Consider the following 22,376-nt stretch of genomic DNA (forward strand, 5'->3'; position numbering starts at 1 on the left):
GAGATCTCCCTAAAGCGACAGCTGTTGCGTTAGAATGCTGCCATGTCATCCACCACACCCGCAAGCGGTTCACGTCCGGGGGGCCGCAGCGCCCGGGTCCGCGCCCAGGTCCTCGAGGCCACGGGGGCACAACTGGTCGAGCACGGGTACGACTCGCTCACCGTCGACGCCGTGGCCGAGCGGGCGGGCGTGCACCGCACCACCGTCTACCGCCGCTGGCAGGACGTCGGCGGGCTGCTGGCCGACCTCCTGGACGCGGCGGCCGACGACGGCTGGGAGCCGGCGGACACCGGAACGCTGGAGGGAGACCTGACGGCGCTGAACGAGGAGATCCTGGCCGGGGTCACCGCCGACCCCCCGCTGACCACGGCGCTGATCGCCGCGTCGTTCCGCTCGGCGCAGGCCGCACGGGCCCTGCGGTCCTTCTGGGAGGACCGGCACGCGCGCTGCGCGGTGGTCGCGGTCCGTGCCGAAAAGCGGGGCGAACTCCCGCCGGGCACCCGCACCCGGGAGCTGCTGGTCGCGGCGACCGCGCCGATGTACCACGAGCTGGTGCTGCTGGGCACGGCCCCCGACCCGCACCTCCCGGCCGCCGCCGCCCGCACCGCCGCGCTGGCGGCCCGGGCCGGCGCCTTCAGCGGGACGTAACGGGCGCCCCGCCCCCGCAGCGTGCGGGGGCGGGGCGCCGAGGGGCGGCCGGGGCGTCCGCCGCCGTACCGCTACGCGTGGTCGAACAGCGCGCTCAGGCGCGGCAGTCGGGTCGCCAGTTCGGCCGTGTCGTCGAAGTCGAAGTCCCAGGACGGGTCCAGGGGCGGGTAGCTGATCGTGAAGGATTCCGCCGGGAGCTCGCGGCCGGTGGCGCGCTCGTACGCGGTCCACGCGATCGAGAGGGCCTCCTCGTCCCACAGCTCCAGGCCCTCGGCCGCCGCCTCGCGGACCGCGGGGTGCTCCGCGAGGGAGTCCGGGTCGGCCAGGGCGGCGTCGAAGACCGCCCGGCCCTGGGTGAGGAGCCAGCCGCGGAAGTAGTCGAAGCCGTCGTCCGAGCAGCCTCCGTTGATCATGTAGGCGGCGGCCCAGAGCGGGCTGCGGTAGGACTCCGCGAGGAGGTCCCACAGCACCTGCTGGGCGGCGGCTATCTCCGCGTGCGGACGGTCCGCGAGCAGCTCGGCGGCCCGCTGCGCCACCACGTCCTCCCCCTCGTCCGCACCCGCCGCCGTGTCCGCGCGGGCCGTTTCGATCACCTGCCAGAACGTCTGCTTGTCCATGGGAAGAGCCTGGCAGCCGGCACTGACATCAGCCGAGGAAGGAACGGAGGGATCTCGTGAGCGCACCGACGAAGGCGTCCTGGACCTGCGCCGGGACCAGGTCCAGGGACAGGTACGGGTTGAGGTCCTCCAGCTCGACGAGGAGCAGCTCGCCGGAGGGGGCCCGGCAGGCGTCCACCCGCTGGATGCCGTGGGAGAGGGTGTTCCACTCGACGAAGGCGCGGGCGAAGGCCAGGTCCTCGCCGGTCGGTTCGTAGGGGCGCAGCTCCCATCGGCGGGCCGGATCGGGGGCGTGGAGCGCGTACTGGAAGGTGTCGTCGACGAAGTAGAAGGACACCTCGTACGCGAAGTCGATGCGCGGCTGGATCAGCACGGCCCCGGCCTCACCGGCCGGTGTCGCGGTGAAGGCGAGGCCGATGGAGTCGGCGCCCTGCTTCGGCTTGACCACGTACTCGGGCACCTGCGGCAGTTCCGCGAGCCGGGCCGGGTCGTCGACGGTCGGGATGACCGGGTAGCCGGCGGCGGTCAGGTCGAGGAGGTACTGCTTCCCGGCCATGTCGGCGCGGCCGGTGAGGGGGTTGTAGACGGGCGTGCCGGCGGCGAGGGCGGCGGCACGGAAGGCGTCGTACTCCTCCTGGTAGTGCAGGACCGGCCCGCTGTTGCGGACGACCACGGCGTCGAAGCCGGGCATCAGGGAGCGCGCGTCGGCGGGGTGGCACAGGGCCAGGTCGAAGTGCTCGCGCAGGCGCGAGGTGAGGAATATGTCCTCGTCGCAGTAGCGGCGGCCGCGTGCCGGGTACGCCAGGTCGGTCACATAGAGGAGTGGCATGGGGGCAACCTATCGCGGGCACTGATCAGCGCATGAAATACCTCGTTCGGGACAAAATGCTGGCCATCGGGGACGACTACTGGATCGAGGACGAGGACGGACGGCACGCCTTCCTCGTCGACGGGAAGGCTCTGCGGTTCCGGGACACGCTGGAGCTGAAGGATCCGGACGGCCGGATCCTGATCACCCTGAGGGAGAAGCTCTTCGGCTTCCGCGACGCGATGACCCTGGAGCGCGACGAGCGGCGGCTCGCGGTGATCCGCAGGAAGCGCTTCTCGCTGCTGCGCAACCACTTCCGCGTGACGCTCGTCGAGGGCACGGAGCTCGACGTGAGCGGGCGGATCCTGGACCGGGAGTTCAAGATCGAGTACGACGGGGAGCTGCTCGCGCTGGTCTCCCGGCAGTGGTACCGGGTGCGGGAGACCTACGCGGTGGACGTGGTCCGGGAGGACACGGACGCGGCGCTGCTGGTCGCGGTCGCGGTGTGCGTGATCCGGATGGCCGAGAAGGAGCGGGAGGACGCCCTCCCGGACTGAGCACGACGGCCGGGCCGCACCGGGGCCGAGCCGGGGGCAGGCCGAGCCGGGCCGGAGGCGGGCCGAGCCGGAGGCGGGGGCGGGCCGCACCGGGGCCGAGCCGGAGGCAGGCCGGGGCGGAGGCACGCCGGGGCGGGCCGCGCCGGGGCCGCGCCGGGGCCGGGCCGCGCATGGGGGACGGCCGGGCCGCACGGGGCGGGCCGGGCCGCGCATGGGGCGGAACGGGCCGGAGGCGAGGCCGGGCCGCGCATGGGGCGGAACGGGCCGGAGGCGAGGCCGGGCCGCACCGGGGCCAGGGGTGGGCCGGGGGCGGGCCGGGCCCGGGGCCAGGGGTGGGCCGGGGGCGGAATTGAGTACGCGGTCCGCGGGAGGCTGAGCACCCGCGCTCATGCCGTGGCGGCCGCCCGGCGGCGAGGATCGGGTGCGTCCCCCGGACGGACCCCTCGGCACCACGGAAGGAAACCACGGTGAACCCCAGCACCTACGCCGCCCTGTACGGTCCGTGGCAGCCCGCGAAGCCGGTCCGCAAGGAGCGGCCCGCCGTCGTCGCGCTCGCGGGCCTGCTGTGGGCGGTCACCGCCCTCTCGGTCTCCTGGGTGGGCGGCCTCGCCTGCATCGCACTGCTCTGGACCGCCGCGGCCGGGCACCCCGCCGGCGGGCTGCTCCTGCTGCTGCTCCTGATACCGGCGGGGGCCGCCGCGCTCGTCGCCCTGGCCCGCACCTCCCGTCTGCGCGAGATGGCCGCGTCCACGAGGATGCTGCTCCTCGGCGCGCTGGCCTGCCCCGTTCCCACCGTCCTCGCGGTCGCGCCGTGGTTCCTGGCCGGCTGACCCTCAGCGGCCCAGGCGGCGGTCCTTGAGCGCCGGGAACTGCTTGCGGGTGTCGGCGACCTTGGCCGGGTCCAGGTCCACCGTGAGGACCTGCTCGCCGGGGCCGGCCTCCGCCAGGACCTCCCCCCACGGGTCCACGACCAGACTGTGCCCCGCCTGTTCCACTCCCGCGTGGGTGCCGGCCAGCCCGCACGCCAGGACGTACGACTGGTCCTCCACGGCGCGCGCCCGGTTCAGCAGAGTCCAGTGGGCGCGGCGGCGCGCGGGCCAGCCCGCGGCGACGATCATCGTCGTCGCCCCGGCGTCGACCAGGCCGCGGAACAGTTCCGGGAAGCGCAGGTCGTAGCAGGTGGCGATGCCGAGGGTCTGCTCCGGCAGCTCCACCGTGGTCAGGGACTCGCCGGCGGACAGCAGGACCGCCTCGCCCTGGTCGAAGCCGAAGCGGTGGATCTTGCGGTAGGTGGCGGCCAGCTCGCCGGCCGGGGAGAGGCACAGTGCGGTGTTGTAGAGGGAGCCGTCGCCCGCGCGCTCCACGACCGAGCCCGCGTGCAGCCAGACCCCCGCGTCGCGCGCCGCCTCGGCCATGACCTCGTAGGTCGGCCCGTCCAGCGGCTCGGCCTCGGTCTCGAACTGCTCGTACGCGAAGGCGCCGACCGTCCACAGCTCCGGCAGCACGACGAGATCGGACTCGTCCTGTTCCCGTACGAGATCGGCCACGCGGGCGCGCCGGGAAGACACCGACTCGCCCTCGTTCACTGCGATTTGGATCAGCGAGGCGCGCACACTACCACCGTCCTGGCGTTCAAGCCGTCAACTCTGGCCTACGAATCGTCACACGAAAGCACTGCCGGGGTGCTCACAGGCAGCGTAGTTTTGGAAACTGAGTCCACTGCTTCCGAAACGCGCCACTGAACGACGCCACTGAACAGCACCGCGAGGGGTCCCGTTGACCGTCCATCCGCATCCCAGTCTTCAGCCCTATGCCGACGCGTGGACGCACTCGATCGAGGCGATATCCGAGCTGGTCCTCCCCCTGGCGGAGGGCGAGTGGAACCGGGCGACGCCGTGCCCCGGCTGGTCGGTCCGCGACGTCGTCTCCCACATCATCGGCATCGAGTGCGAGCAGCTCGGGGACCCCCGGCCGATCCACACCGTGGCGCGGGACCTGCGGCATGTGGTGGACGAGTTCAGCCGGTACATGGAGGTGCAGGTCGACGTACGGCGCCACCACACCGCGCCGGAGATGACCTCGGAGCTGGAGTACACCGTCATCCGCCGGGCGCGGCAGCTGCGCAACGAGAAGCGGGATCCGGACACGATGGTGCGCGGTCCGCTGGGCGACCAGGTGACCCTGGAACAGGCGCTGCGGCTGCGGGCGTTCGACGTGTGGATCCACGAGCAGGACCTGCGGTGGGCGCTGGGGGCGCCGGGGAACTGGGACGCGCCGGGCGCGTACGTGGCGCGGGACATCCTGCTGGCCGGGCTGCCGAAGGTGGTGGCCAAGCGTGCGGGAGCGCCGGCGAACTCGGCGGTCGTGATCGACGTGCACGGTCAGCTGGAGTTCATGCGGACGGTACGGGTCGACGCGGACGGCCGCGGCACGGTCGACAAGTCCCCCTCGCTCGGCCCGGCGGTGACGCTGACCCTGGACTGGGAGACGTACGTCCGGCTCGCGGCGGGCCGGGTACGGGCGCACACGGTGGCCGACCGGGTGAAGGTGGAGGGCGACGCACAGTTGGCGGAGGCCATCCTGACGCAGTTCTCCGTGACCCCGTGACCCCGTAGGTGCGTCCGGGCTGCGGGCCGCTCAGGCGGTCCGCGGCCGCACGGACCGGGCGGCCGTGCGGCGGAATTCGGCCGGGCTGATCGCGTAGGCGGTCCGGAAGGCGCGGCTGAAGGCGGGGGCGTTGGCGAAGCCCCAGCGGCCGGCGATGTCGTGGACCGGTCGGCCGGCGAGTTCGGGGCGGGCCAGGTCGGTGCGGCAGCGCTCCAGGCGGCGGCGCCGAACCGTGGCGGCGACGCTCTCGGGCTCGTCACGGAAGAGCAGGTGCAGGCCGCGTACGGAGATGCCGTGCGCGGCCGCGATGAGGCCCGGGGTGAGCGCCGGGTCGGCGAGGTTGTGGTCGATGAAGGCGTCGATCCGCCGGCGCAGGGCGCGGGCGCGGGTCTCCGCGGGCAGTTCACCGTAGGTGTCGACGTGTTGCGCGAGGCAGGCGGCGGCGAGGTCCGTGACCACGCCGCCGAGCCGGCGGAGCTCTCGCGGCCCGCATTCGGAGCCGTGTGCTCCCAGCGAGGTGATGAACCCCGCCAGGACGGCGGCCATGCCGCTGTCGGCGGCGATACGCCGGCCCAGCAGCCGGTCGGCCCGGCCGGACCGCAGCGGCAGCGCGGCCCTGGGGAGCTGGACGACCAGGGCGTTGAGGGTGCCCTTGCCGGGGCGGCAGTCGGCCTCGAAGGGGTGCGAGGTGTCCCAGAGGATCATGTCGCCGGGGGAGAGCTCCGCGTCGTTGCGGCACTGGGACATCCACATCCGGCCGCGGGTGAGCAGGGCCAGGTGGTACTGCTCGGGGTCGCCGCGCCGGATGAGCGCGGGAGTGCGCCGGGACCGCACCCGGGAGTAGTCGAAGGACGACACCTGCGCGGCGCCGAGGTCCAGTACGGCCGCGGCCGCCTGGAAGTCGGCGGAGCGTTCGCTGCTGAGGGCCGTCGGCATCAGGGAGTCGGCGACGATGTCGGTGAACCACTCGAACCGCTCCGCCGCCGGCACGGCGGCGGAGGAGATCCTCGTCCACATTCCGGCAGTCCTCCTCCCCGGCGCCGGTCCGGGCGGACGGGCCGCCTACGGCGTCTCGCGCCCTGCTGTTTCCGGCAGGGGACACGCGGTGGGCCGAGGCTGCGGTTCCCCCACCGGCCCGGCCGCCTGCGCGGGGACGGTGACGCGGCCGCGGGCCGCTTCGCGGGACAGTGCGCGGCGGCGCAGGCTCAGGATCCGGCTGACGCCGAGCGCTTCGAGGACGAAGACCGTCGAGAAGGCGATGCGGTAGTCGTCGCCCGTGGCGTCCAGCAGGACGCCCACCGTCAGCAGGGTCGTCATCGAGGCGATGAAGCCGCCCATGTTGGTGATCCCGGAGGCGGTGCCCTGGCGCTCGGCCGGGTTGGCCGGGCGGGCGAAGTCGAAGCCGATCATCGACGCCGGGCCGCAGCCGCCCAGCACCAGGCACAGGGTGATCAGCAGCCACATCGGCGCGTGCCCGCCCGGGTACGCCAGGACCGCACCCCACAGCAGGGCCGTCAGGGCCACCGTCCCCAGTGCGAGGGGTATCCGCGAGGACTGGCGGCGGCCGATGATCTGGCCGTAGACCAGCCCGAGCGCCATGTTCGAGGCGACGACCAGCGTCAGCAGCCCGCCCGCGGTGCTCCGCGTCAGACCCTGCGCCTCGATCAGGAAGGGCATGCCCCACAGCAGCAGGAACACCATGGCGGGGAACTGCGTGGTGAAGTGCACCCACAGGCCGAGCCGGGTGCCGGGTTCGCTCCAGGACTCCTTGATCTGGCGGCGCACGAAGCCCGCGCCGCCCGTGCGCGCCGCGGGCGCAGGCCCGTGCCCCTGAGGGTGGTCGCGCAGGAACAGCACCAGCGGCACCAGGACGACCAGTCCGGCCGCCGCGCTGCCGGCGAAGGCCGCGCTCCAGCCGACCCCGTGCAGCACGGGCGCGAGCACGAGCGTGGAGACGAGGTTGCCCGCCATGCCGACGAGCCCGGCCAGCTGCGCCATCAGCGGCCCGCGCCGGGCCGGGAACCAGCGGGTGCCGAGCCGCAGCACGGAGATGAAGGTCATCGCGTCGCCGCAGCCCAGCAGCGCCCGGGCGGCGAGGGCCGTCTCGTACGAGGGGGCGAGCGCGAAGCCGAGCTGCCCCGCGGTGAAGAGCACCGCGCCCAGCGTCAGCACCTTCTTGGTGCCGAGCCGGTCCACCATCAGGCCGACGGGGACCTGCATGCCCGCGTAGACGAGGAGCTGGAGCAGGGAGAAGGTGGCCAGGGCCGAGGCGTTGACGTGGAAGCGGTCCGCCGCTTCCAGACCGGCCACGCCCAGGCTGGTACGGAAGATCACCGCCACGAAATAGACGGCGACGCCGATGCACCAGACGGCGACGGCCTTCCCGCCGCCCGGCGGGTCCTCGGGACCGGCGCCCCTGGCCGCCGCGGCCGCCGGGGTCGGGCTCGTCCGGCCGGCGCTCACCGGCCCGGCCCCCGCACCAGCGACTCGACCCGGCCGATGTGCCCGCGCACCGCCGCGGCGGCCGCCCCGGCGTCGCCGGCCCGCAACGCGTCCAGGATCTCGGCGTGCTCGGCCAGCGTCCGCTCCAGCCGGTCGGGGTGGGCGTGCAGCAGGGCCACGCCCATCCGCAGCTGCCGGTCGCGCAGTTGGTCGTAGAGCCGGCACAGGATCTGGTTCCCGGCGCTGCGCACGATCTCGGCGTGGAAGCCCCGGTCCGCCGCCATCATCGCGGCGAGGTCGCCCGCTGCGGCGTGGCGGCGCTGTTCGCCGAGCAGAGCCTCGAGCCGGTCCAGCAGGCCGGCCGGCGCCGGCACGGCCCTGCGTACGGTGAACTCCTCGACCAGCAGCCGGGTTTCGAGGACGTCGTTGATCTCCTGCGCGGAGACCGGCAGGACCAGCGCGCCCTTCTTCGGGTACAGCTTGAGCAGCCCCTCGGTCTCCAGGCGCAGCAGCGCCTCGCGGACCGGGGTCCGGGACACCCCGACCGCCTCGGCGAGTTCGCCCTCGGTGAGGAGGATGCCGCCTTCGTAGCGACGGTCGAGCACACCGTGCTTGACGTGCTGGTAGACGCGTTCGGCGGCGGTCGCGGTGCTGGAGGCGGCGGGCATGCGCACAGCATAGATACAACAGAGGTGCAAGCCGTGGCCCCGTCCGGGATGTGGACCCGCGGCGGGACACCGGCCGCGGCAGGACATCGGCCCGCGGCAGGAGACGGGCCCTCGCCTCCTGCGACCTCGACCGCCCCCGCCTGCACCAAAGGATGTACCGCACCTTCGTCCACCCGCAGGACGTACCCGGCCCGCCCCGCCGGGAGCCTGGAGTCATGGCCGACACCCTCGCCCCGGTGGTCCGCACGACCACCCGGCTCCCCCTGCTGGACGTCCTGCGCGGCGCCGCCATCCTCGGCACGCTCATGACCAACGTCTGGATCTTCGCCTCCCCCGGCTCGGAGTGGGGCGTGCTCAAGGGCGGTCTGGGGGCGCCCGACCCGATCTCGGACCCCTCGGCGGCGAACATCGCCGAAACCGTCTTCCGCTTCCTCGCGGACGGCAAGTTCCTCGCCCTGTTGACGGTCCTGTTCGGGGTCGGTCTGGCCATCCAGTTCGACTCCGCCGCCCGCCGCGGCGAACGGTGGCCCGGCCGCTATCCCAAGCGCGCCGCCTTCCTCTTCGTCGAGGGAACCGTCCACTTCGTCCTCGTCTTCGCCTGGGACGTGCTGATGGGGTATGCCGTGACCGCCCTGCTCGTCGCCTGGCTGCTGGCCCGCTCGGAGAAGGTCCGGCGCGTGGCCATGTGGACGGCCGGCGGCGTGCACCTGGCGCTGGTCACGCTGGTGACCCTGGCCGCGATCAGCGCCTCGGACACCTCCTCGAAGGGACCGGAGGGGCCCGGGCCGGCCGCCGTCGACCTGTACGCCCACGGCGGCTACGCGGCCCAGGTCGCCTTCCGCCTGGAGAACGTCGTGGCGCTGCGCATCGAGCCCGTCTTCTCCTTCGGGCTGCTGGTCCTCCTCTTCCTGCTCGGCGTACGGCTCCACCGCGCGGGCGCGTTCACCGGCACCGCCGAAGGCCGCCGCATCCGCAGTCGGCTGGCCGCCTGGGGCCTGGGCCTCGGGCTGCCGCTGAACGCCGCGGCCACCCTCGGCGGCGAGGACCTCTTCGTGCTGGGCCGCTACGGAGCGGCGCCGCTGCTCGCCCTCGGCTACATCGGCCTGATCGGCATCGCCCTGGACCGGCTGTGGGTCGCCGCCCCCGTGACCCACGCCCTCGGCTCCGTCGGCCGCACCGCCCTGTCCTGCTACGTCGCCCAGAACCTGCTCTGCATGCTGCTCTGCTACGGCATCGGGCTCGGCCTGGCCGACCGGCTCGGCGGCAGCGGCCCCTGGTGGGTGATGGGCCTGTGGGCGGCTGTGAGCCTGGTCCTGGCCGCCGGATCGCGGCTGTGGCTGCGCCGCTTCGACCGCGGCCCCTTGGAGGCCCTGCAGCACGCGGTGCTCAGCCCGCGCCGCCCCTCCCCGGCGTGACCTCCACGTCCAGCACGAACTCGTCGTACGGGGCCTCGTCCGGGTAGGGCGGCCGGACCTGTGCGAAACGGATCCGGGCCCGGCCCCCGCCCGGGGGCCGGGCCCGGACGACATAGCTGAGCTCCACCGCCGCACCGGGCGCCGCACCGCCCGCCCGGACAGGTCCCGGCGCCACCGACACCACGTCCGGGTCGCCCGTGACCTGCCAGTTCCACACGTACCCGCGCGCGCCTCGCCCGGTGAGCCGCAGCTCGTACCGCTCACCGGGCCGCAGCACGACCCTGCGTACCTCCACGCCCGCCCGGTCCTCTCAGACGGGGCCGATCACCGGCCCTTCGTGCCAGCCCGCGCCGTCGCGCCACCAGTGCTGGAGGCGGCGGTCGGTGCGCAGGACGACGACTTCCAGATTGAACCCGAAGCTGCCCTGGAGCATCCCGGTGACCGCGGCGACGTCATGGCCGAAGACCGCGCTGCGCCGCCAGGGCGAGCCGCCCGCGTTGCCGCGCCACCAGTGCTCCACCTGCCCTCCGGCCACGGCCACGCACAGTTCGTAGTTCCCGGCGGTGTCCTCGTCGGCGGCCCCGTACTGGCCCTCGATCAGGCAGGGCGCCGACGTGGCCGGCGTACCGCTGCCGAAGACCTCCCCGGCCCGCCAGGCGAAACCGTCCGGGTCGTCGCGCCACCACAGCTGCATCCGGCCGTCGGTGCGGGCGGCGACCAGGTCGAGGTGGCGGGAGCGGGTCTGGACGAGGGCGGGGCCGTAGTGGGCGATGCCGGAGGCGAAGCGACCGCCGTCGTTCCAGGTCCAGGGGGCACCGTTGATCCGCCACCAGTGGTTCAGGCGGCCGTCGGCGGTGCGGACGACCACCTCGAAGTTGCCGGGCTTGCCGTAGTCGCTCTGGATGAACGCCGGGGTGGAGCCGACGGCCGCGTCCCCCGGGCCGAAGACACCGCCGTCGCGCCACACCCCGGCGGACTGCTCGTAGTACCAGTGGCGCAGCCGGCCTCCGGTGGTCACGTGCAGGGACTCCATGTTGCGGTTGTAGGTGGTCCCGGTGAAGGCCGGCTGGCCGGAGGCGTCGCCCGCGAAGGTGCCCGCGCGGGCCCAGGCGAAGGGTGCGTCGCCCTCGCGCCACCAGTGCTGGAGGCGGGCGCCCGTGGTCGTCGCGAGGAGCTCGAAGTTGCGGTGGGCGCGGCCGTTGCCGCTCTCGTAGACGTTGCCGGTGTGCAGGCGGCGCTTGGTCCACGGGTCGGGGTTGGTTCCGTGCAGCCCGCACTTGGCCCAGTGGTCGATGTCGACCTCGCCGTAGGCGATCCGGCCGTAGCCGCCGACGTGGTAGCCGGTGCCCCAGGAGTTCTTGAACAGCCAGCAGCCCGCTGCGTCGTCGTAGCCGACGACCAGCACGCAGTGCCCGCCCGCGAGACGGTCGCTCGTACGGTGGTAGACCCCGGAGCCGAGGCCGAAGAAGTCGTCGTAGACGTCGAAGCAGGCGGTCAGCGGGCCGACGGTGTCCAGCCACACCTTCTGCTGCTCGACATCGCCGAGCCGGACGTAGTCGGAGATCCGGACGGTCCGGCCGGACCGGTCCCAGCTGGGCGTGTACTCGGCGCGCCAGGCGTCCCGGCGGGCGGCCGGCAACCCGGGGGGCGGGGTGCTGTAGGGCCAGCAGTGCGGGTCGGCGAGACCACCGTTGACCTTGATCCAGTCGAGGGCGGTCTCCGGGTTGCTGCCCTGCCCGCAGCTGAAGCGCAGGCCGTCGTGCACGTCCCCCTCGGAGCGCTCCGCCCAGACGCCGTGCTCGATGCGGGCCATGGACTCCACCAGGCCGGCGGCGGCGAAGGCCCAGCAGGAGCCGCACGGGTTCTGGTCCTTGACCTTGGTGATCCAGGGCCGGCCCCAGCGGTTGCGCCAGTCGACGGCGGCCGGCCGCGCACCGAGGACGGGCGCCCCCTCCACGGCGTCGGCCAGCAGCCCGTGGGCGGCCCGGCGCCGGGTCAGGTGCGGGTTGCCGCCGGCGTGCCCGATGATCGCCCGCAGGTCGATCCTGCCCACGTCCTCGGCGGGCGTGAGGTTGGCCCCGGCCTCCAGACCCAATGACGGCCGCGGCACCGGCTCCTCGTCAAAGAGGTGCTCCAGGACCGACCAGCGCGCCCCCCGCGCGATCAGCTGCGCACGCAACTCCCCCACCGATTGAACAGACTCCTGCGGCATGGCGGCCCCCCAGCTGCAACCGTTCGGATCCGAGATCCGGGGAGCGTCCCTCCGCCGCCGGAGCCCGTCAAGGGGGTCCGCGCGGTCGCGCGGTGGCACGAGGGGAGCGTGCCGACGGGCCGGATCGGACCCGCATCAGTCCGCACCGCCGCCCCCGCCGACGCCGCACGACCCGCCGTCGTGGCCGTGCCCGTGCTCGTGGTGGTCGCCGCGGTCGAGGGCCTCCCCATCCGGAGGAGGTGCCGGCCGGGCCGGACGGCAGGGGAGCCTCGTCCTGGACGACGCGCCGCAGCATGCGATCGGCCACCGCCGGCGGGCCGTCGAAGACGTACGCGGGCCACGCACCCTCCGGCCCGGGCCGCGGCGACCCCGCGCCGCCCGGCCGCGGTGGGGCGGGAGCGCGGGCGTCCCAGCAGTCCGGCGGCGCGCAGCCGGTCCCGGATCCCGGCGACCGCCGGCCCGTCGGCGACGCCCGCGAGCACCGCCGCCCGCTCCTGCCCCGGGGGCAGGACCCGGTCAGGCCCGCTCCACGGGATGCGCGTCGCCGGTGGGCCGTTCGGCCCGCAAACGCGGCCCGACCACGCCGATCAGGCCGGGTCACCCGTCGGCGAGGGCCTGCCTGACCTGGGCCAGGGACGGGTTCACCATCGGCGGGTGGCTGCCGACGACCACCGTCGGGACCGTCTCGTTGCCGTCGGCCACCGCGCGGACGAAGGCCGCCGCGTCCGGGTCCCGCCAGATGTTGACCTTCCGGTACGGGATCCGGGCCGCCCGCAGCTGCGTACGGAGCTTGACGCAGAAGACGCATCCGGGCCGCCAGTACACGGTGACGGGGCCACCGGCCCCCCTGGAAGCGAACCGCCCCATGTCCCCGCCCTTTCGCCCGACTTGCCACCCCCGGAACGACAGTACCCCCGGGAAGGCGGAATGGCCGACTTGCCCGTGGAGGGGTCCGTATAAGGTCCCCGTATGGGCACCTGGATCGCGCCGAGCGTCATCGAGCGAGAGCTGTACGAGGCCAAGAACGCCGGGGACTGGGCCGCGTACTTCGACGTGCTCGCCCGCGCCCGGCTCTACCTGGTGCAGCCCCGCGTGCAGGCGGACGCGCACCCCGACTCGGTCTTCTTCCACCCCACCCCGGACCGCATGCTCGTCGTCCGCACCGCCGGCATGCTGCCCGCGCCCACCCCCGAGACGGTCTTCGAGTCCCGGAGCCTGGGCTGGTTCTCCGAGGTGTGGGCCGCCGACGACCCCGCCTTCCTCGCCGTGAACCCGGGCTCCCCCGCCGAGGCGTACCTCACCACCACCCCCGCCGACCTGGCCCGCTGGCGCGCGCACGCGGACGCAGCGCCCTGCTACGGGCTGCCCGAGCTCAAGGTCCACGCCCTCTTCACCGGCGGCCCCCTGCACGGGGACATCGCCCACGGCCTCGCCATCGGCGGGCATCTCGCCGTCGGCAACGGCGAGTTCTGGAACGCTCTCGCCTACCACGGCGGCGGCTACCGGCACGAGCGCCGCCGCGTCGCGAAGAGCTGGGGCATCACCGACCGGGCCGACTGGCTCGCCACCCTCGAGCAGCTCCTGAGCACCACGGTGGTCAGCCCCGTGTGGGAGTTCGCGCTCCGCGTCCGCCGCGTCCTGGCCTCCGACTTCGCGGGGCCCGTGGACGTCGAGCACTGGCGGCACGCCGCCGAGGCGAGCATGCGCCGCAACGCCGAACGCTCCGCCGAGCCGCAGCTCACCCCCGACGGGGTCACCGTCGCCCGGCCGCGCCCGACCGCCGAGGTCGAGGGGGAGATAGCCGGCGTCAAGCGCCTCATAGGCCGGATAGCCCGCTACGAACAGCGCTTCCGGGCCGACGGACTGCTGCCCGAGGACGGCTGGGTCCGCTCCGTCGAGGCCTGGGACCTCGGCCGTGCCTCCCAGATGGCCCGCTGGGGCATCGGCTGCCGCTACGGCACCCTGCACGAGGGCGAGAAGGCCGTACTGCGCGCCGGAGAGGCGGCCCGCCAGACGTACCGCTCGTGGGAGGAGTTCTCCGCCGGGTACGTCCTCGGCCGGTGCCTGCACTTCGACGAGGAGGAGTTCGGCACCTGGTACACGGGAGCCCTCGCCGCCCATGTCACGCTGACCACCGACCCGGCGAGCCCCTGGCTCAACATCCCCTGGAAGTGACCGACCTCGGTTAGTCGGCGGCCCGGGCGAAGTCCGCCCGCGTCCCGCACGGCCCCCCAACTAGCCTCAGCCTCATGACTGTTGAGCTGAACGAAACCGTGCGAGCGCTGCTCGACGCGCCGCACCCCGCCGTCCTGTCGACCATCAACCCCGACGGGAGCCCGCAGAGTTCCGTGATCTGGGTGACCCGCGACGGCGGCGACCTGCTGATCTCCACCGAGCAGGGCCGCCGCAAGGAGCGCAACATCGTTCGCGACGGCCGGGTCGGCCTGACCGTCTTCGACCTCGCCAACCCCTTCCTCTACGCGGAGATCCGCGGCACGGCCACCGTCACCGAGGACGTCGGCCGCGCGGTGGCCGTCCGCATCGCCGAGGAGTACATGGGCCCGGGCGCCGGCAAGGAGTACCTGGACGCCCCGCCCGAGGACGTCCGCGTGATCGTCCGCATCACCCCGACCAAGGTCCTCGGCAACGCCACCCGCCAGGGCTGACACGGCCCCGGCAGGTCCGTGATCACGTGGTTCGGGCCGCCACCCCCGCGGCCTACGGAAGCAGGGCCCTGGCCTGCACCCATGCATCGACCGCCGCCGCGAGCGGATCGTCTTCCACGAGGTGGGGCCGGAGCACCGCGAGCCACGGGATCAGGGACTTGATGCGGCGCAGGTGCCGGATGCGGTGGTGCGGAAGGTCGCGCCAGGCGCGGCCCTGCGCCGCCGCCTGGGCCGGGGTCAGGTCGACCAGCGCGAGCAGGTCCCGGCACAGTGCCGCCGGGTCGCCGCCGCGGTCCGGGCCCGGCCCGAACTCGTCGATCAAGTAGCACTTCACACAGGCCAGTTCGGGAGCCCGGACCAACTCCGGCGTGCCCTCGGCCGCCGCGCAGCGGTGGGTGGCGGCCAGGGCCACCCGGCCCCAGCGCAGCCGGATCCCGTCCGGCAGCCGGTCGTCGCGCATGCGCACCCCGGCCAGGACGCGCAGCGTCCGCGGGTGCGGTTCGTCCCGCAGCGGCGGACCGGTGGCCAGCCAGGCCTCCAGGTCCTCCAGCGAGTGCCCGTCCGGCGGCACCGAGGTCAGCACCTGGCCGCGGGAGAGCAGCCCGACGATGGCGCCGCTGAAGTGGACCTTCGCGGTGTGCCCGGCGTCGAAGGAGCCGACGGGCCGTCCGCCCCGCTCGATGTGGCGCAGGCCCATCCGGGACGCGCCGACGGCGTAGACCTGCCCGGCGCGGGCCACCCCGCCGATGCAGCGGACCACACACACGCCACCGGTGACGTCGGCCTTCTCGACGGAGTAGACCTGCAGTTCGGCGATGGACACCCCTGCCCCCTTCCCCGGGCGGCAGGTTACCTCCCCGGGGGCGCGGGCCGGCCTCACACGGAGCCCTTGACGCACAAGCGGGTACGGGTGACGGCGGAGGCGGCTGCCGGGACGCTCAGGCTGCGGCTCGTGCCGGCCACCGTGACCGGGGTCGTCCTGGAACGGCGCGCGGGCCGGCGGCCCGGGCCGCGAGGGCGGCCCGGTTCACCGTGCCGGGGCTTCCAGCACGAGGCGGATCTCGGTGACCTCGTAGCCGGCGCGGTCGAAGGCGGCGGCCATCGGCAGGTTCACGGTGTCCGTGGTCGCGGTGATGCGCTCGGCGCCCTGCCCCGCGTGGAAGCGGGTGATCTCGGCGAGGATCTCGTCGATCAGGCCTTGGCCGCGCTGCTCCGGTACGACACCCAGGTAGCCGACGTTGCGGTGGTACGGCGTCGCCGAGGGCACGGCCAGACCGGCGAGACGGCCGTCGGGCAGGTGGGCCAGGCGCCACCAGGAGCGCTCTCCGGGGCAGTCGAGGTAGAAGTCGAAGTCCTCGCGGGCCAGCTGCTCGGCGTCCATCAGCTCCAGTTCGTGCCGTGTGGCCAGGTCGAGGCTGCCTTGGGAGAGCCGGACGAAGGCGTCCAGCATCTCCTCGTCGCTACCCTCGCGGAAGACGAGCCGGCCGGTGGGCTCCGCCGTCCCGGCGGCCGGCGTCCACTCGTAACGCAGGCGCTCGATCTCGCGCGTCAGCCCGGTCCGGTGCGCGGCCTCCCGGCGCCAGGCGACCGCCGCGGCCAGCTCCGGGTCGTCCCGCCAGCCGCGGGGCAGGGAGATGTTGTACCCCGGGAGCCCGCCGAAGGCCGCGTGCCCGGCGTCCAGCAGCCCGGCGGCGACGCCGGCCGGGTCGGCCACGCCGACTCCCACCTGGAGGCAGTCGAGCGCGATGGGCAGCTCGCTGTCGGCCCTGCCCCACCACAGGGCACGGGCCAGTATCCGCCCGTTCCCGTCCTCGGCGGTCCAGACCCACTCGGGGCGGATCCGGTTCCCGGCGAGTTCCTCGCGGATCTTCTCGGCGGTCAGGGCGGGGACGGGGCCGTCGGCCGGGTGGGCGACGGCGCGATCCAGGTCTGCGGGGCCTGCGGTGGCAGCGCGAAAGAGCATCCGCAGATGATCACACACACCGAATTCGCGGGCCACGCCATTACCTTGGGCGACCGCCGGGTCGGCGTCCCGGCCCGATCGGACTCCGGACGCCGGCCCCGCCCCTCGTCGTGCGCTCCCTGTCGTCGCACGTCTCAACCCCGGCCGCCGCGGTTGCGTCCTCCCCGGTGGACCGTCCCGTCCGAGGTGTGCCCTGCATCGGGCCCGACGCGTCCCGGAGCAGTTTCTGCGCAAATCCGGAACCTGTCCGACTACCTCTCCTGCCAGCGGTGTTGCCCGGCCGGAGACATCCGGGAGACACCACCGGGCGAGGATACGAACATGAGGAAGGTCATTCGGCGACGCTTGGAGCACCCGTCAGAGATCCCGGGGTTCAAGTCTGTGCCAGCCACCGGCCGACCGGCCGGAACGGTTGGGTTCACAACTTGTGGAGACCTCTGTGAAGAAGAACCAGCGACTCATAGCGAGCGTCGTACTCGCGGGTGCTCTCATCGGTGCGGGTGCGCCCATGGCCAGTGCGGCCGGCACCGCTCCCGCCAAGGCTCCGGCGCAGGTCCAGGTAGTCGACACGCACCGCGCGGTGACCTCTGCCGCCGACGTCAACCTGAACTCCGCGTCCGCGGCGGGTGCGGCCACGGCCGGCACCGTCGGCGCAGCGGCCGTGGAGGGCCAGGCCCAGACCCCCGGTGGCATCGCCTGGGTGATCGGCAAGCTGAAGGGTCTCGGCGCCAGCGCCTGGAACAAGCTCGTCGACGCCGCGAGGGCCGGCTACACCAAGTTCAAGGAAGTCTACGAGCGCGTCGTCCCGTGGCTCGTCCGCAAGGCCATCGAGGTCGGCTACACGATCCACGAGATCTACTCGATCGTCCGGGACTTCATCGGCTGATAGCAGTTGCCGCACCCGTGCGGTACGCGGCCGATGGGATACCCCCTATCCCATCGGCCGCTTCGCCATTGCCAAGGACAAGCTCGACCGAAGAGAGGGGCAGTGACCGGACGTGATCGAGGCACGCGGCCTGACGAAGAGATTCCGCGACAAGGCGGCTGTCGAGGACCTGACGTTCACCGCCCCATCCGGAGCGGTGACCGGCTTCGTCGGCCCCAACGGCGCCGGCAAGTCGACGGCCATGCGACTCATGCTCGGTCTGGCCGCCGGAGAGGGTGAGACGCTCTACGACGGCCGCCCGCTGGCCGCCCTGCCCGATCCGAGCCGGGTCGTCGGCGCGCTGCTGGACAGCCGCAGCTTCCATCCCAAACGCTCGGCGCGCAACCACCTGCTGTCGTTGGCGGCTCTCTCCGGAGTCCCCGCGAGCCGTGCCGACGAGTGCCTGAGGACCGTGGGCCTCGAAGCCGTGGGCGACCAACCGCCCAAGGGCTTCTCCCTGGGCATGGCCCAGCGCCTGGGCCTCGCCGCCGCCCTCATCGGCGACCCCAAGGTGCTCATCCTCGACGAGCCCGCGAACGGGCTGGACCCCCAGACGGTCACCTGGCTGCGCACCTTCCTGCGCTCACTCGCCGACGAAGGCCGCACCGTCTTCCTCTCCAGCCACCTGCTGACCGAGATGGCACTGCTCGCCGACCACCTCGTGGTCATCGGCAGGGGACGCCTCATCGCGGAGGCCGGGGTGGAGGAGTTCGTCCGGCAGCACACCGCGGGACAGGTCGTACTGCGCACCCCGCACGCGGACCGTGTGGTGGCACCGCTGCGCGAGGCCGGAGCCGAGATCACCACGGACGGCGAAGCGCTCACCCTCGCCGGCATCAGCCAACAGGTCGTCGCCGAGATCGTCTGGGAACAACGGGCCATGGTCCTCGAACTGTCCACCCGCCACGGCTCCCTGGAAGAGGCCTACCTCTCCCTGACCGGCGCCGCGGTGGAATTCGGACCCCGTCAAGCCACCGAGATGGCCGGGAGCACGCGATGACGACGACCACACAGCCGGCGCGCCCCCAGAACAAGGGGGACCTGAACCGGGCGGTCATGTACGAGTGGATCCGCCTGCGCACGCTGCGTTCGAGCAAGTGGGCGGCGGGCTGGATTTCGGGGCTGTCGCTCCTGTTCGGGCTTTCCCTGGGGATGGACGTACGGGGCCTGCCGGAGGGGTCCGGCATCGGGGCCGACCTCGCGCTCCAGAACCTCAACATCGCGGCGGAGTTCACCGGGATCCCCCTCCTCGGCCTGGTGGCGGGGATCCTGGGCATCCTCGGCATGACCCACGAGCACAGGTACGCGACGATCCGCCCGGTCTTCGTCGCCGTACCCCGGCGGACGGATGTCCTGCTCGCCAAGGCCGTCGTCATGAGCGGTGCGGCCGCCGCGTTCACCTGCATCAGCGTCGCCGTCGTCGTCGTCACCGCAACAGCGGTCAGCGGCGGAAGGCTGGTGACCGCGGCGCCGCCCTTCGGCGACCTGTTCCTGGCGGTCCTCCCGTACCCGGGCGTGGTCGTGCTGTGCGCCGTGGCCGGCATCGCCCTGGGTGCGCTGACCCGGTCCACGGCCCTCGCGCTGGCGCTGTGGCTGGTGGTCCCGCTCATCGGTGAGACGGCCGTCTTCGTGGCCTTCCACGCCGTCGACGCGCTGGATCCCGTCAAGGGGCTGGCGAACTGGCTGCCCTTCGGGTCCGCCCAGAAATCCGTCGCGTCGTCCGACTTCGACGTGATGCGGCGCCTGGCCGGTCTGGCCGCCTTCGCCGGATGGGTGGGCTGTCTTGCCTCCGCCGCCCTGCGCGCCGTCCTGAGACGGGATGTCTGAGTCCGCCGCCCAGCCCCCAAACGATGATCAGGTGAAAGAAATGACCGATCGACGAACGACCCCCTCCACCGACCGCCAGGAGAACGGCTCGCTCAGCGGCCACTCGTGGCCCATCGTGCCCCTGCTCGTCGCCTTCCTGCTCCTGCGCGGGTTCCCCGACGCGACATGGGCCTACGTGTGCGCTGCCGGGATCGGCGGGCTGGGGGCGTTGGCCGCCCTCTACGGCATCTCGGAGTGCGTGAAGGCGGCGCGCGGGAACAAGGCGCTGGGCGTCTCCGCTGCCTGGGTGGTGCTCGTACTCCTCCTCGGAATGATCAACTGGATCAGGATGCTCTTCTGACGCGTTCCTTTCGGCCAGATGCGCCGAAGATCAGACAGAGTGCGTCCGGATCAACCGGCATTGCGGACGCACACCTCGGGATCTGCATCTTGCGCGGATAAGATCGAAACCGGATGAGAATCCTGGCAACGCATTCATGAATATCGGGCTGCGGGCCGCCACGACGAAGGCACTGACCATGCCGGGCAGCGCAGCCACCGGGGGAAGGGCCCGCCCTCTGTGGCAGGCCCCTCCCCTCATTACGGGGGAGTCACCACATGACCGAATTCCGTGGAGAAATCGAGAAGATACATGAGAGCCGCGGAGCCCCGCGGCAGGACGCCGGAGGGGATCCGGGCCCCGTGCCCGGGCAACTCGCCCTCCAAATCCTCGGAGAGGACGGAATCCACTTCGAGGACCGGCAGAACGAACGCCTCGCGCCCCAGGCGGCCGAACTCCTCGCCTTCGTCCACCTGAGCCACCGCCGGGAGGTGCGGCGCCCGGCGGTCCTGCGGGCGCTGTGGCCCGATCTCGACGCGCGCACCGCCCGCCGCAGGCTCAGCCGTCTGCTGTGGCGATGCCAGCAGGTCCTCCCGTACGGCGTGCTCACCGTCCGCGGGGAATCCATCGCGGTCGACGACCGGCTGTACAGCGACCACCAGTGCGCCGGCGTCACGATCGACCGCATCCTCGCCGGTGAGCGCCCGCGGGACAGTGAACTCCTCGTCCTCCACCGGCGGCTGCTGACCGACGTCGTGGCCGAATGGACCAATGAGCACCGGCTGCACTGGGACCGCCGCCGGACGCAGGCCCTCGAGAAGGCGACCGAAACCCTCCTGCAGCACCAGCAGATCCGCTCGGCGCTCCTGCACGCCTCCTACCTGAGCGAATGGCAGCCGCTGAATGAAAACGCCCAACGACTGCTTTTCCACGCGTTCCTGGCGGACGGAGCGCCCGGAAAGGCCTTGAAGGCCTTCCACGAATACCGGCGGACCTTGCGCAGAGAACTGGGAGCGGAACCCAGCGCGGACTTCCGTGAACTCGCAAGAACCGCCGAACTGGGACTGCCGAATCCATCGGCGGGGTCGACGGAGTGGCGCCGCCTAAAGGGCAGCCAGCTCGGATTGGCGCGCTTCCACAAATCTCGGCCCTAGCGCGTCCTGACACCGGGGTGTCCCGGACACGCTCCGATCGTCCGCGCGGACGAGAAAGAAGACGAAGACGCACGACCGACGGCCGGCCTCCTCGGGGGAGACCGGCCGTCGGTGTCGTGCTCGCGTCCACTACGACCAGGTGATCAGCCGGCGCGGGTGTTCCAGGACCGCCGCGATGTCGGCGAGGAACTTGGAGCCGAGCTCGCCGTCGATGAGACGGTGGTCGAACGACAGCGCCAGCGTGGTGACCTGGCGGGGCTTGACCTTGCCCTTGTGGACCCACGGCTGGAGCTTGATCGCGCCGACCGCGAGGATCGCGGACTCGCCGGGGTTCAGGATGGGCGTACCGGTGTCGACGCCGAAGACGCCGACGTTGGTGATGGTGATCGTGCCGTTCTGCATGTCGGCCGGGGAGGTCTTGCCGTCACGGGCCGTGGCGACCAGCGCGGACAGGGACTGCGACAGCTCGCCCAGGGTCTTGGCGTGGGCGTCCTTGATGTTCGGGACGATCAGCCCGCGGGGGGTGGCCGCCGCGATGCCCAGGTTGACGTAGTGCTTGAGCACGATCTCCTGGGCCGCCTCGTCCCAGGACGCGTTGACGTCCGGGTTGCGGCGGATGGCCACCAGGACGGCCTTCGCGATCAGGAGCAGCGGGTTGATCCGCAGACCGGCGAGGTCCGGGTCGTCCTTGAGCTCCTGGACCAGCTTCATCGTGCGGGTCACGTCGAGGGTGATGAACTCGGTGACGTGCGGCGCGGTGAAGGCCGAGCCGACCATGGCCTGGGCGGAGACCTTGCGGACGCCCTTGACCGGGATGCGGGTCTCCCGCGCCGCCGGGGCGGCGGACACCGCGACGGCCTCGGCCGCCGGCGCCGGGGCAGCCGGGGCCGCGGCCGCGGGGGCGGCCTGCGGGGCGATCGCCGCGGCGGCCGCCGCGTGGACGTCCTCCCGGGTGACGACGCCGCCGTCACCGGTCGGGACCACCGAGGCCAGGTCGATGCCCAGGTCCTTGGCGAGCTTGCGGACCGGCGGCTTGGCCAGCGGACGCTCACCGGTCGGCTGCGCCGGGACCGCGGGCGCCGCGGGGGCGGGGGCGGCGGGGGCCGCCACCGGGGCCGCGGTGCCGTTCTGCCCGGCGACGGCGGGCGCCGGCGTCGCCTTGCGCGGCCGGCGCTTGGTGGAGGACTCGGCGACGCCGTAGCCGACGAGCACGGGCTGGCGGGCCGCCGGGGCGGCCTCCTCGGCCTCGGCGGGGGCGGGGATCTCCTGGGCCGGGGCCTCGGCGGCCTCGCCGGAGCCGGTCTGCACCGAGATGATGACCTGGCCGACGTCGACCGTGGTGCCCTCCTCGAAGAGGAGCGCGTGCACGACGCCGTCGAACGGGATCGGCAGCTCGACGGCGGCCTTGGCCGTCTCGACCTCGCAGACGACCTGGCCGTCGGTGACGGTGTCACCCGGCTGGACGTACCACTTGAGGATCTCGGCCTCGGTGAGGCCTTCGCCCACATCGGGCATCTTGAATTCGCGGATGGTCATGGAACGTGGCTC

Annotated in this window: 24 protein-coding genes; 12 read left to right on the forward strand and 12 right to left on the reverse strand. The window is 73.1% G+C overall.

Annotated elements, in window-relative coordinates; all coding sequences use genetic code 11:
- The first annotated feature begins 42 nt into the window (after positions 1–42).
- The gene (locus tag ACZ6JS_RS11520) at positions 43–648 is read left to right on the forward strand and encodes a TetR/AcrR family transcriptional regulator (protein WP_469297431.1); all 606 of its coding nucleotides are present in this window, start codon (positions 43–45) and stop codon (positions 646–648) included.
- A 71-nt stretch (positions 649–719) separates the two neighbouring features.
- Here the strand turns inward: ACZ6JS_RS11520 and ACZ6JS_RS11525 are convergent, their stop codons facing one another.
- Positions 720–1,265 carry a DUF4240 domain-containing protein gene (locus ACZ6JS_RS11525; protein WP_469297432.1) on the reverse strand — a complete coding sequence of 182 codons (546 nt, stop codon included), beginning with the start codon at positions 1,263–1,265 and terminating at the stop codon, positions 720–722.
- A gap of 28 nt (positions 1,266–1,293) precedes the next feature.
- Positions 1,294–2,094 (reverse strand): ATP-grasp domain-containing protein, encoded by an 801-nt coding sequence (locus ACZ6JS_RS11530; RefSeq protein WP_469297433.1) that lies wholly within the window; start codon positions 2,092–2,094, stop codon positions 1,294–1,296.
- A gap of 32 nt (positions 2,095–2,126) precedes the next feature.
- Here ACZ6JS_RS11530 and ACZ6JS_RS11535 point away from each other — a divergent pair, with 32 nt between their 5' ends.
- Together ACZ6JS_RS11535 and ACZ6JS_RS11540 are read left to right on the forward strand one after the other, a co-directional pair.
- Complete coding sequence (locus tag ACZ6JS_RS11535; RefSeq protein ID WP_469297434.1) at positions 2,127–2,630, forward strand: LURP-one-related/scramblase family protein; 504 nt, start codon at positions 2,127–2,129, stop codon at positions 2,628–2,630.
- 467 nt (positions 2,631–3,097) lie between these two features.
- The gene (locus tag ACZ6JS_RS11540; protein ID WP_469297435.1) at positions 3,098–3,460 is read left to right on the forward strand and encodes a hypothetical protein; all 363 of its coding nucleotides are present in this window, start codon (positions 3,098–3,100) and stop codon (positions 3,458–3,460) included.
- Between the two features lie 3 nt (positions 3,461–3,463).
- Here ACZ6JS_RS11540 and ACZ6JS_RS11545 read toward each other — a convergent pair whose 3' ends face one another.
- Entirely contained in the window at positions 3,464–4,243 is a 780-nt protein-coding gene (locus tag ACZ6JS_RS11545) for a carbon-nitrogen family hydrolase (protein ID WP_469297436.1), read from the reverse strand.
- Positions 4,244–4,406: 163 nt separating this feature from the next.
- Here ACZ6JS_RS11545 and ACZ6JS_RS11550 point away from each other — a divergent pair, with 163 nt between their 5' ends.
- The gene (locus ACZ6JS_RS11550; RefSeq protein ID WP_469297437.1) at positions 4,407–5,237 is read left to right on the forward strand and encodes a maleylpyruvate isomerase family mycothiol-dependent enzyme; all 831 of its coding nucleotides are present in this window, start codon (positions 4,407–4,409) and stop codon (positions 5,235–5,237) included.
- A 30-nt stretch (positions 5,238–5,267) separates the two neighbouring features.
- Here ACZ6JS_RS11550 and ACZ6JS_RS11555 read toward each other — a convergent pair whose 3' ends face one another.
- The 3 genes from ACZ6JS_RS11555 to ACZ6JS_RS11565 are packed head-to-tail and all read right to left on the reverse strand — an operon-like array spanning position 5,268 to position 8,347.
- Positions 5,268–6,254: an AraC-like ligand-binding domain-containing protein gene (locus tag ACZ6JS_RS11555; protein ID WP_469297438.1), complete on the reverse strand. Its 987-nt coding sequence runs from the start codon at positions 6,252–6,254 to the stop codon at positions 5,268–5,270.
- A 45-nt stretch (positions 6,255–6,299) separates the two neighbouring features.
- Complete coding sequence (locus tag ACZ6JS_RS11560; protein WP_469297439.1) at positions 6,300–7,700, reverse strand: MFS transporter; 1,401 nt, start codon at positions 7,698–7,700, stop codon at positions 6,300–6,302.
- Positions 7,697–8,347 carry a GntR family transcriptional regulator gene (locus tag ACZ6JS_RS11565; RefSeq protein ID WP_469297440.1) on the reverse strand — a complete coding sequence of 217 codons (651 nt, stop codon included), beginning with the start codon at positions 8,345–8,347 and terminating at the stop codon, positions 7,697–7,699. The genes ACZ6JS_RS11560 and ACZ6JS_RS11565 overlap by 4 nt, the downstream gene beginning before the upstream one ends.
- Positions 8,348–8,562: 215 nt before the next feature.
- Here ACZ6JS_RS11565 and ACZ6JS_RS11570 point away from each other — a divergent pair, with 215 nt between their 5' ends.
- Positions 8,563–9,762 (forward strand): DUF418 domain-containing protein, encoded by a 1,200-nt coding sequence (locus tag ACZ6JS_RS11570; protein ID WP_469297441.1) that lies wholly within the window; start codon positions 8,563–8,565, stop codon positions 9,760–9,762.
- On the opposite strand, the gene ACZ6JS_RS11575 is transcribed toward ACZ6JS_RS11570, so the two are convergent.
- The 3 genes from ACZ6JS_RS11575 to ACZ6JS_RS11585 form a co-directional block, all read right to left on the reverse strand.
- A complete protein-coding gene (locus ACZ6JS_RS11575; protein WP_469297442.1) occupies positions 9,734–10,057 on the reverse strand; it encodes a hypothetical protein in 324 nt (107 codons plus the stop codon). The genes ACZ6JS_RS11570 and ACZ6JS_RS11575 overlap by 29 nt on opposite strands.
- A 15-nt stretch (positions 10,058–10,072) precedes the next feature.
- Positions 10,073–11,950, reverse strand: coding sequence for a C1 family peptidase (locus ACZ6JS_RS11580; RefSeq protein ID WP_469297443.1), 1,878 nt, complete (start codon positions 11,948–11,950; stop codon positions 10,073–10,075).
- 621 nt (positions 11,951–12,571) lie between these two features.
- Entirely contained in the window at positions 12,572–12,841 is a 270-nt protein-coding gene (locus tag ACZ6JS_RS11585; protein ID WP_469297444.1) for a glutaredoxin domain-containing protein, read from the reverse strand.
- A 102-nt stretch (positions 12,842–12,943) separates the two neighbouring features.
- On the opposite strand from ACZ6JS_RS11585, the gene ACZ6JS_RS11590 reads away from it, so the two are divergent.
- Positions 12,944–14,149 carry a DUF1266 domain-containing protein gene (locus ACZ6JS_RS11590; protein ID WP_469297445.1) on the forward strand — a complete coding sequence of 402 codons (1,206 nt, stop codon included), beginning with the start codon at positions 12,944–12,946 and terminating at the stop codon, positions 14,147–14,149.
- A gap of 74 nt (positions 14,150–14,223) precedes the next feature.
- The gene (locus tag ACZ6JS_RS11595; protein ID WP_469297446.1) at positions 14,224–14,640 is read left to right on the forward strand and encodes a PPOX class F420-dependent oxidoreductase; all 417 of its coding nucleotides are present in this window, start codon (positions 14,224–14,226) and stop codon (positions 14,638–14,640) included.
- A gap of 52 nt (positions 14,641–14,692) precedes the next feature.
- Here ACZ6JS_RS11595 and ACZ6JS_RS11600 read toward each other — a convergent pair whose 3' ends face one another.
- Positions 14,693–15,463 carry a hypothetical protein gene (locus tag ACZ6JS_RS11600; RefSeq protein WP_469297447.1) on the reverse strand — a complete coding sequence of 257 codons (771 nt, stop codon included), beginning with the start codon at positions 15,461–15,463 and terminating at the stop codon, positions 14,693–14,695.
- Positions 15,464–15,667: 204 nt separating this feature from the next.
- Entirely contained in the window at positions 15,668–16,603 is a 936-nt protein-coding gene (locus ACZ6JS_RS11605; protein ID WP_469297448.1) for a GNAT family N-acetyltransferase, read from the reverse strand.
- A 439-nt stretch (positions 16,604–17,042) separates the two neighbouring features.
- Between ACZ6JS_RS11605 and ACZ6JS_RS11610 the strand changes: the two genes are divergently transcribed.
- The 5 genes from ACZ6JS_RS11610 to ACZ6JS_RS11630 all read left to right on the forward strand — a co-directional run bounded on the left by ACZ6JS_RS11610 (position 17,043) and on the right by ACZ6JS_RS11630 (position 20,828).
- Positions 17,043–17,489, forward strand: a complete 447-nt coding sequence (locus ACZ6JS_RS11610; RefSeq protein ID WP_469297449.1) for a hypothetical protein — start codon at positions 17,043–17,045, stop codon at positions 17,487–17,489.
- A 112-nt stretch (positions 17,490–17,601) separates the two neighbouring features.
- Entirely contained in the window at positions 17,602–18,528 is a 927-nt protein-coding gene (locus ACZ6JS_RS11615) for an ATP-binding cassette domain-containing protein (protein ID WP_469297450.1), read from the forward strand.
- On the forward strand, positions 18,525–19,355 hold the full coding sequence (locus tag ACZ6JS_RS11620; protein WP_469297451.1) for a hypothetical protein: 831 nt from the start codon (positions 18,525–18,527) through the stop codon (positions 19,353–19,355). The genes ACZ6JS_RS11615 and ACZ6JS_RS11620 overlap by 4 nt, the downstream gene beginning before the upstream one ends.
- Positions 19,356–19,395: 40 nt before the next feature.
- Positions 19,396–19,695 carry a hypothetical protein gene (locus tag ACZ6JS_RS11625; RefSeq protein ID WP_469297452.1) on the forward strand — a complete coding sequence of 100 codons (300 nt, stop codon included), beginning with the start codon at positions 19,396–19,398 and terminating at the stop codon, positions 19,693–19,695.
- A 257-nt stretch (positions 19,696–19,952) separates the two neighbouring features.
- Positions 19,953–20,828, forward strand: a complete 876-nt coding sequence (locus tag ACZ6JS_RS11630; protein ID WP_469297453.1) for an AfsR/SARP family transcriptional regulator — start codon at positions 19,953–19,955, stop codon at positions 20,826–20,828.
- 129 nt (positions 20,829–20,957) lie between these two features.
- Here the strand turns inward: ACZ6JS_RS11630 and ACZ6JS_RS11635 are convergent, their stop codons facing one another.
- Positions 20,958–22,364, reverse strand: a complete 1,407-nt coding sequence (locus ACZ6JS_RS11635) for a dihydrolipoamide acetyltransferase family protein (protein ID WP_469297454.1) — start codon at positions 22,362–22,364, stop codon at positions 20,958–20,960.
- Between the last annotated feature and the right edge of the window lie 12 nt (positions 22,365–22,376).

This window comes from Streptomyces sp. NPDC046349 (assembly GCF_055587885.1).

Excerpts from the sequence above, each read along its gene's own strand:
- ACZ6JS_RS11520 (WP_469297431.1), top strand. The coding sequence starts at position 43 with ATGTCATCCACCACACCCGCAAGCGGTTCACGTCCGGGGGGCCGCAGC.
- ACZ6JS_RS11525 (WP_469297432.1), bottom strand. The coding sequence starts at position 1,265 with ATGGACAAGCAGACGTTCTGGCAGGTGATCGAAACGGCCCGCGCGGAC.
- ACZ6JS_RS11530 (WP_469297433.1), bottom strand. The coding sequence starts at position 2,094 with ATGCCACTCCTCTATGTGACCGACCTGGCGTACCCGGCACGCGGCCGC.
- ACZ6JS_RS11535 (WP_469297434.1), top strand. The coding sequence starts at position 2,127 with ATGAAATACCTCGTTCGGGACAAAATGCTGGCCATCGGGGACGACTAC.
- ACZ6JS_RS11555 (WP_469297438.1), bottom strand. The coding sequence starts at position 6,254 with ATGTGGACGAGGATCTCCTCCGCCGCCGTGCCGGCGGCGGAGCGGTTC.
- ACZ6JS_RS11565 (WP_469297440.1), bottom strand. The coding sequence starts at position 8,347 with ATGCCCGCCGCCTCCAGCACCGCGACCGCCGCCGAACGCGTCTACCAG.
- ACZ6JS_RS11570 (WP_469297441.1), top strand. The coding sequence starts at position 8,563 with ATGGCCGACACCCTCGCCCCGGTGGTCCGCACGACCACCCGGCTCCCC.
- ACZ6JS_RS11585 (WP_469297444.1), bottom strand. The coding sequence starts at position 12,841 with ATGGGGCGGTTCGCTTCCAGGGGGGCCGGTGGCCCCGTCACCGTGTAC.
- ACZ6JS_RS11590 (WP_469297445.1), top strand. The coding sequence starts at position 12,944 with ATGGGCACCTGGATCGCGCCGAGCGTCATCGAGCGAGAGCTGTACGAG.
- ACZ6JS_RS11595 (WP_469297446.1), top strand. The coding sequence starts at position 14,224 with ATGACTGTTGAGCTGAACGAAACCGTGCGAGCGCTGCTCGACGCGCCG.
- ACZ6JS_RS11605 (WP_469297448.1), bottom strand. The coding sequence starts at position 16,603 with ATGCTCTTTCGCGCTGCCACCGCAGGCCCCGCAGACCTGGATCGCGCC.
- ACZ6JS_RS11620 (WP_469297451.1), top strand. The coding sequence starts at position 18,525 with ATGACGACGACCACACAGCCGGCGCGCCCCCAGAACAAGGGGGACCTG.
- ACZ6JS_RS11625 (WP_469297452.1), top strand. The coding sequence starts at position 19,396 with ATGACCGATCGACGAACGACCCCCTCCACCGACCGCCAGGAGAACGGC.
- ACZ6JS_RS11630 (WP_469297453.1), top strand. The coding sequence starts at position 19,953 with ATGACCGAATTCCGTGGAGAAATCGAGAAGATACATGAGAGCCGCGGA.
- ACZ6JS_RS11635 (WP_469297454.1), bottom strand. The coding sequence starts at position 22,364 with ATGACCATCCGCGAATTCAAGATGCCCGATGTGGGCGAAGGCCTCACC.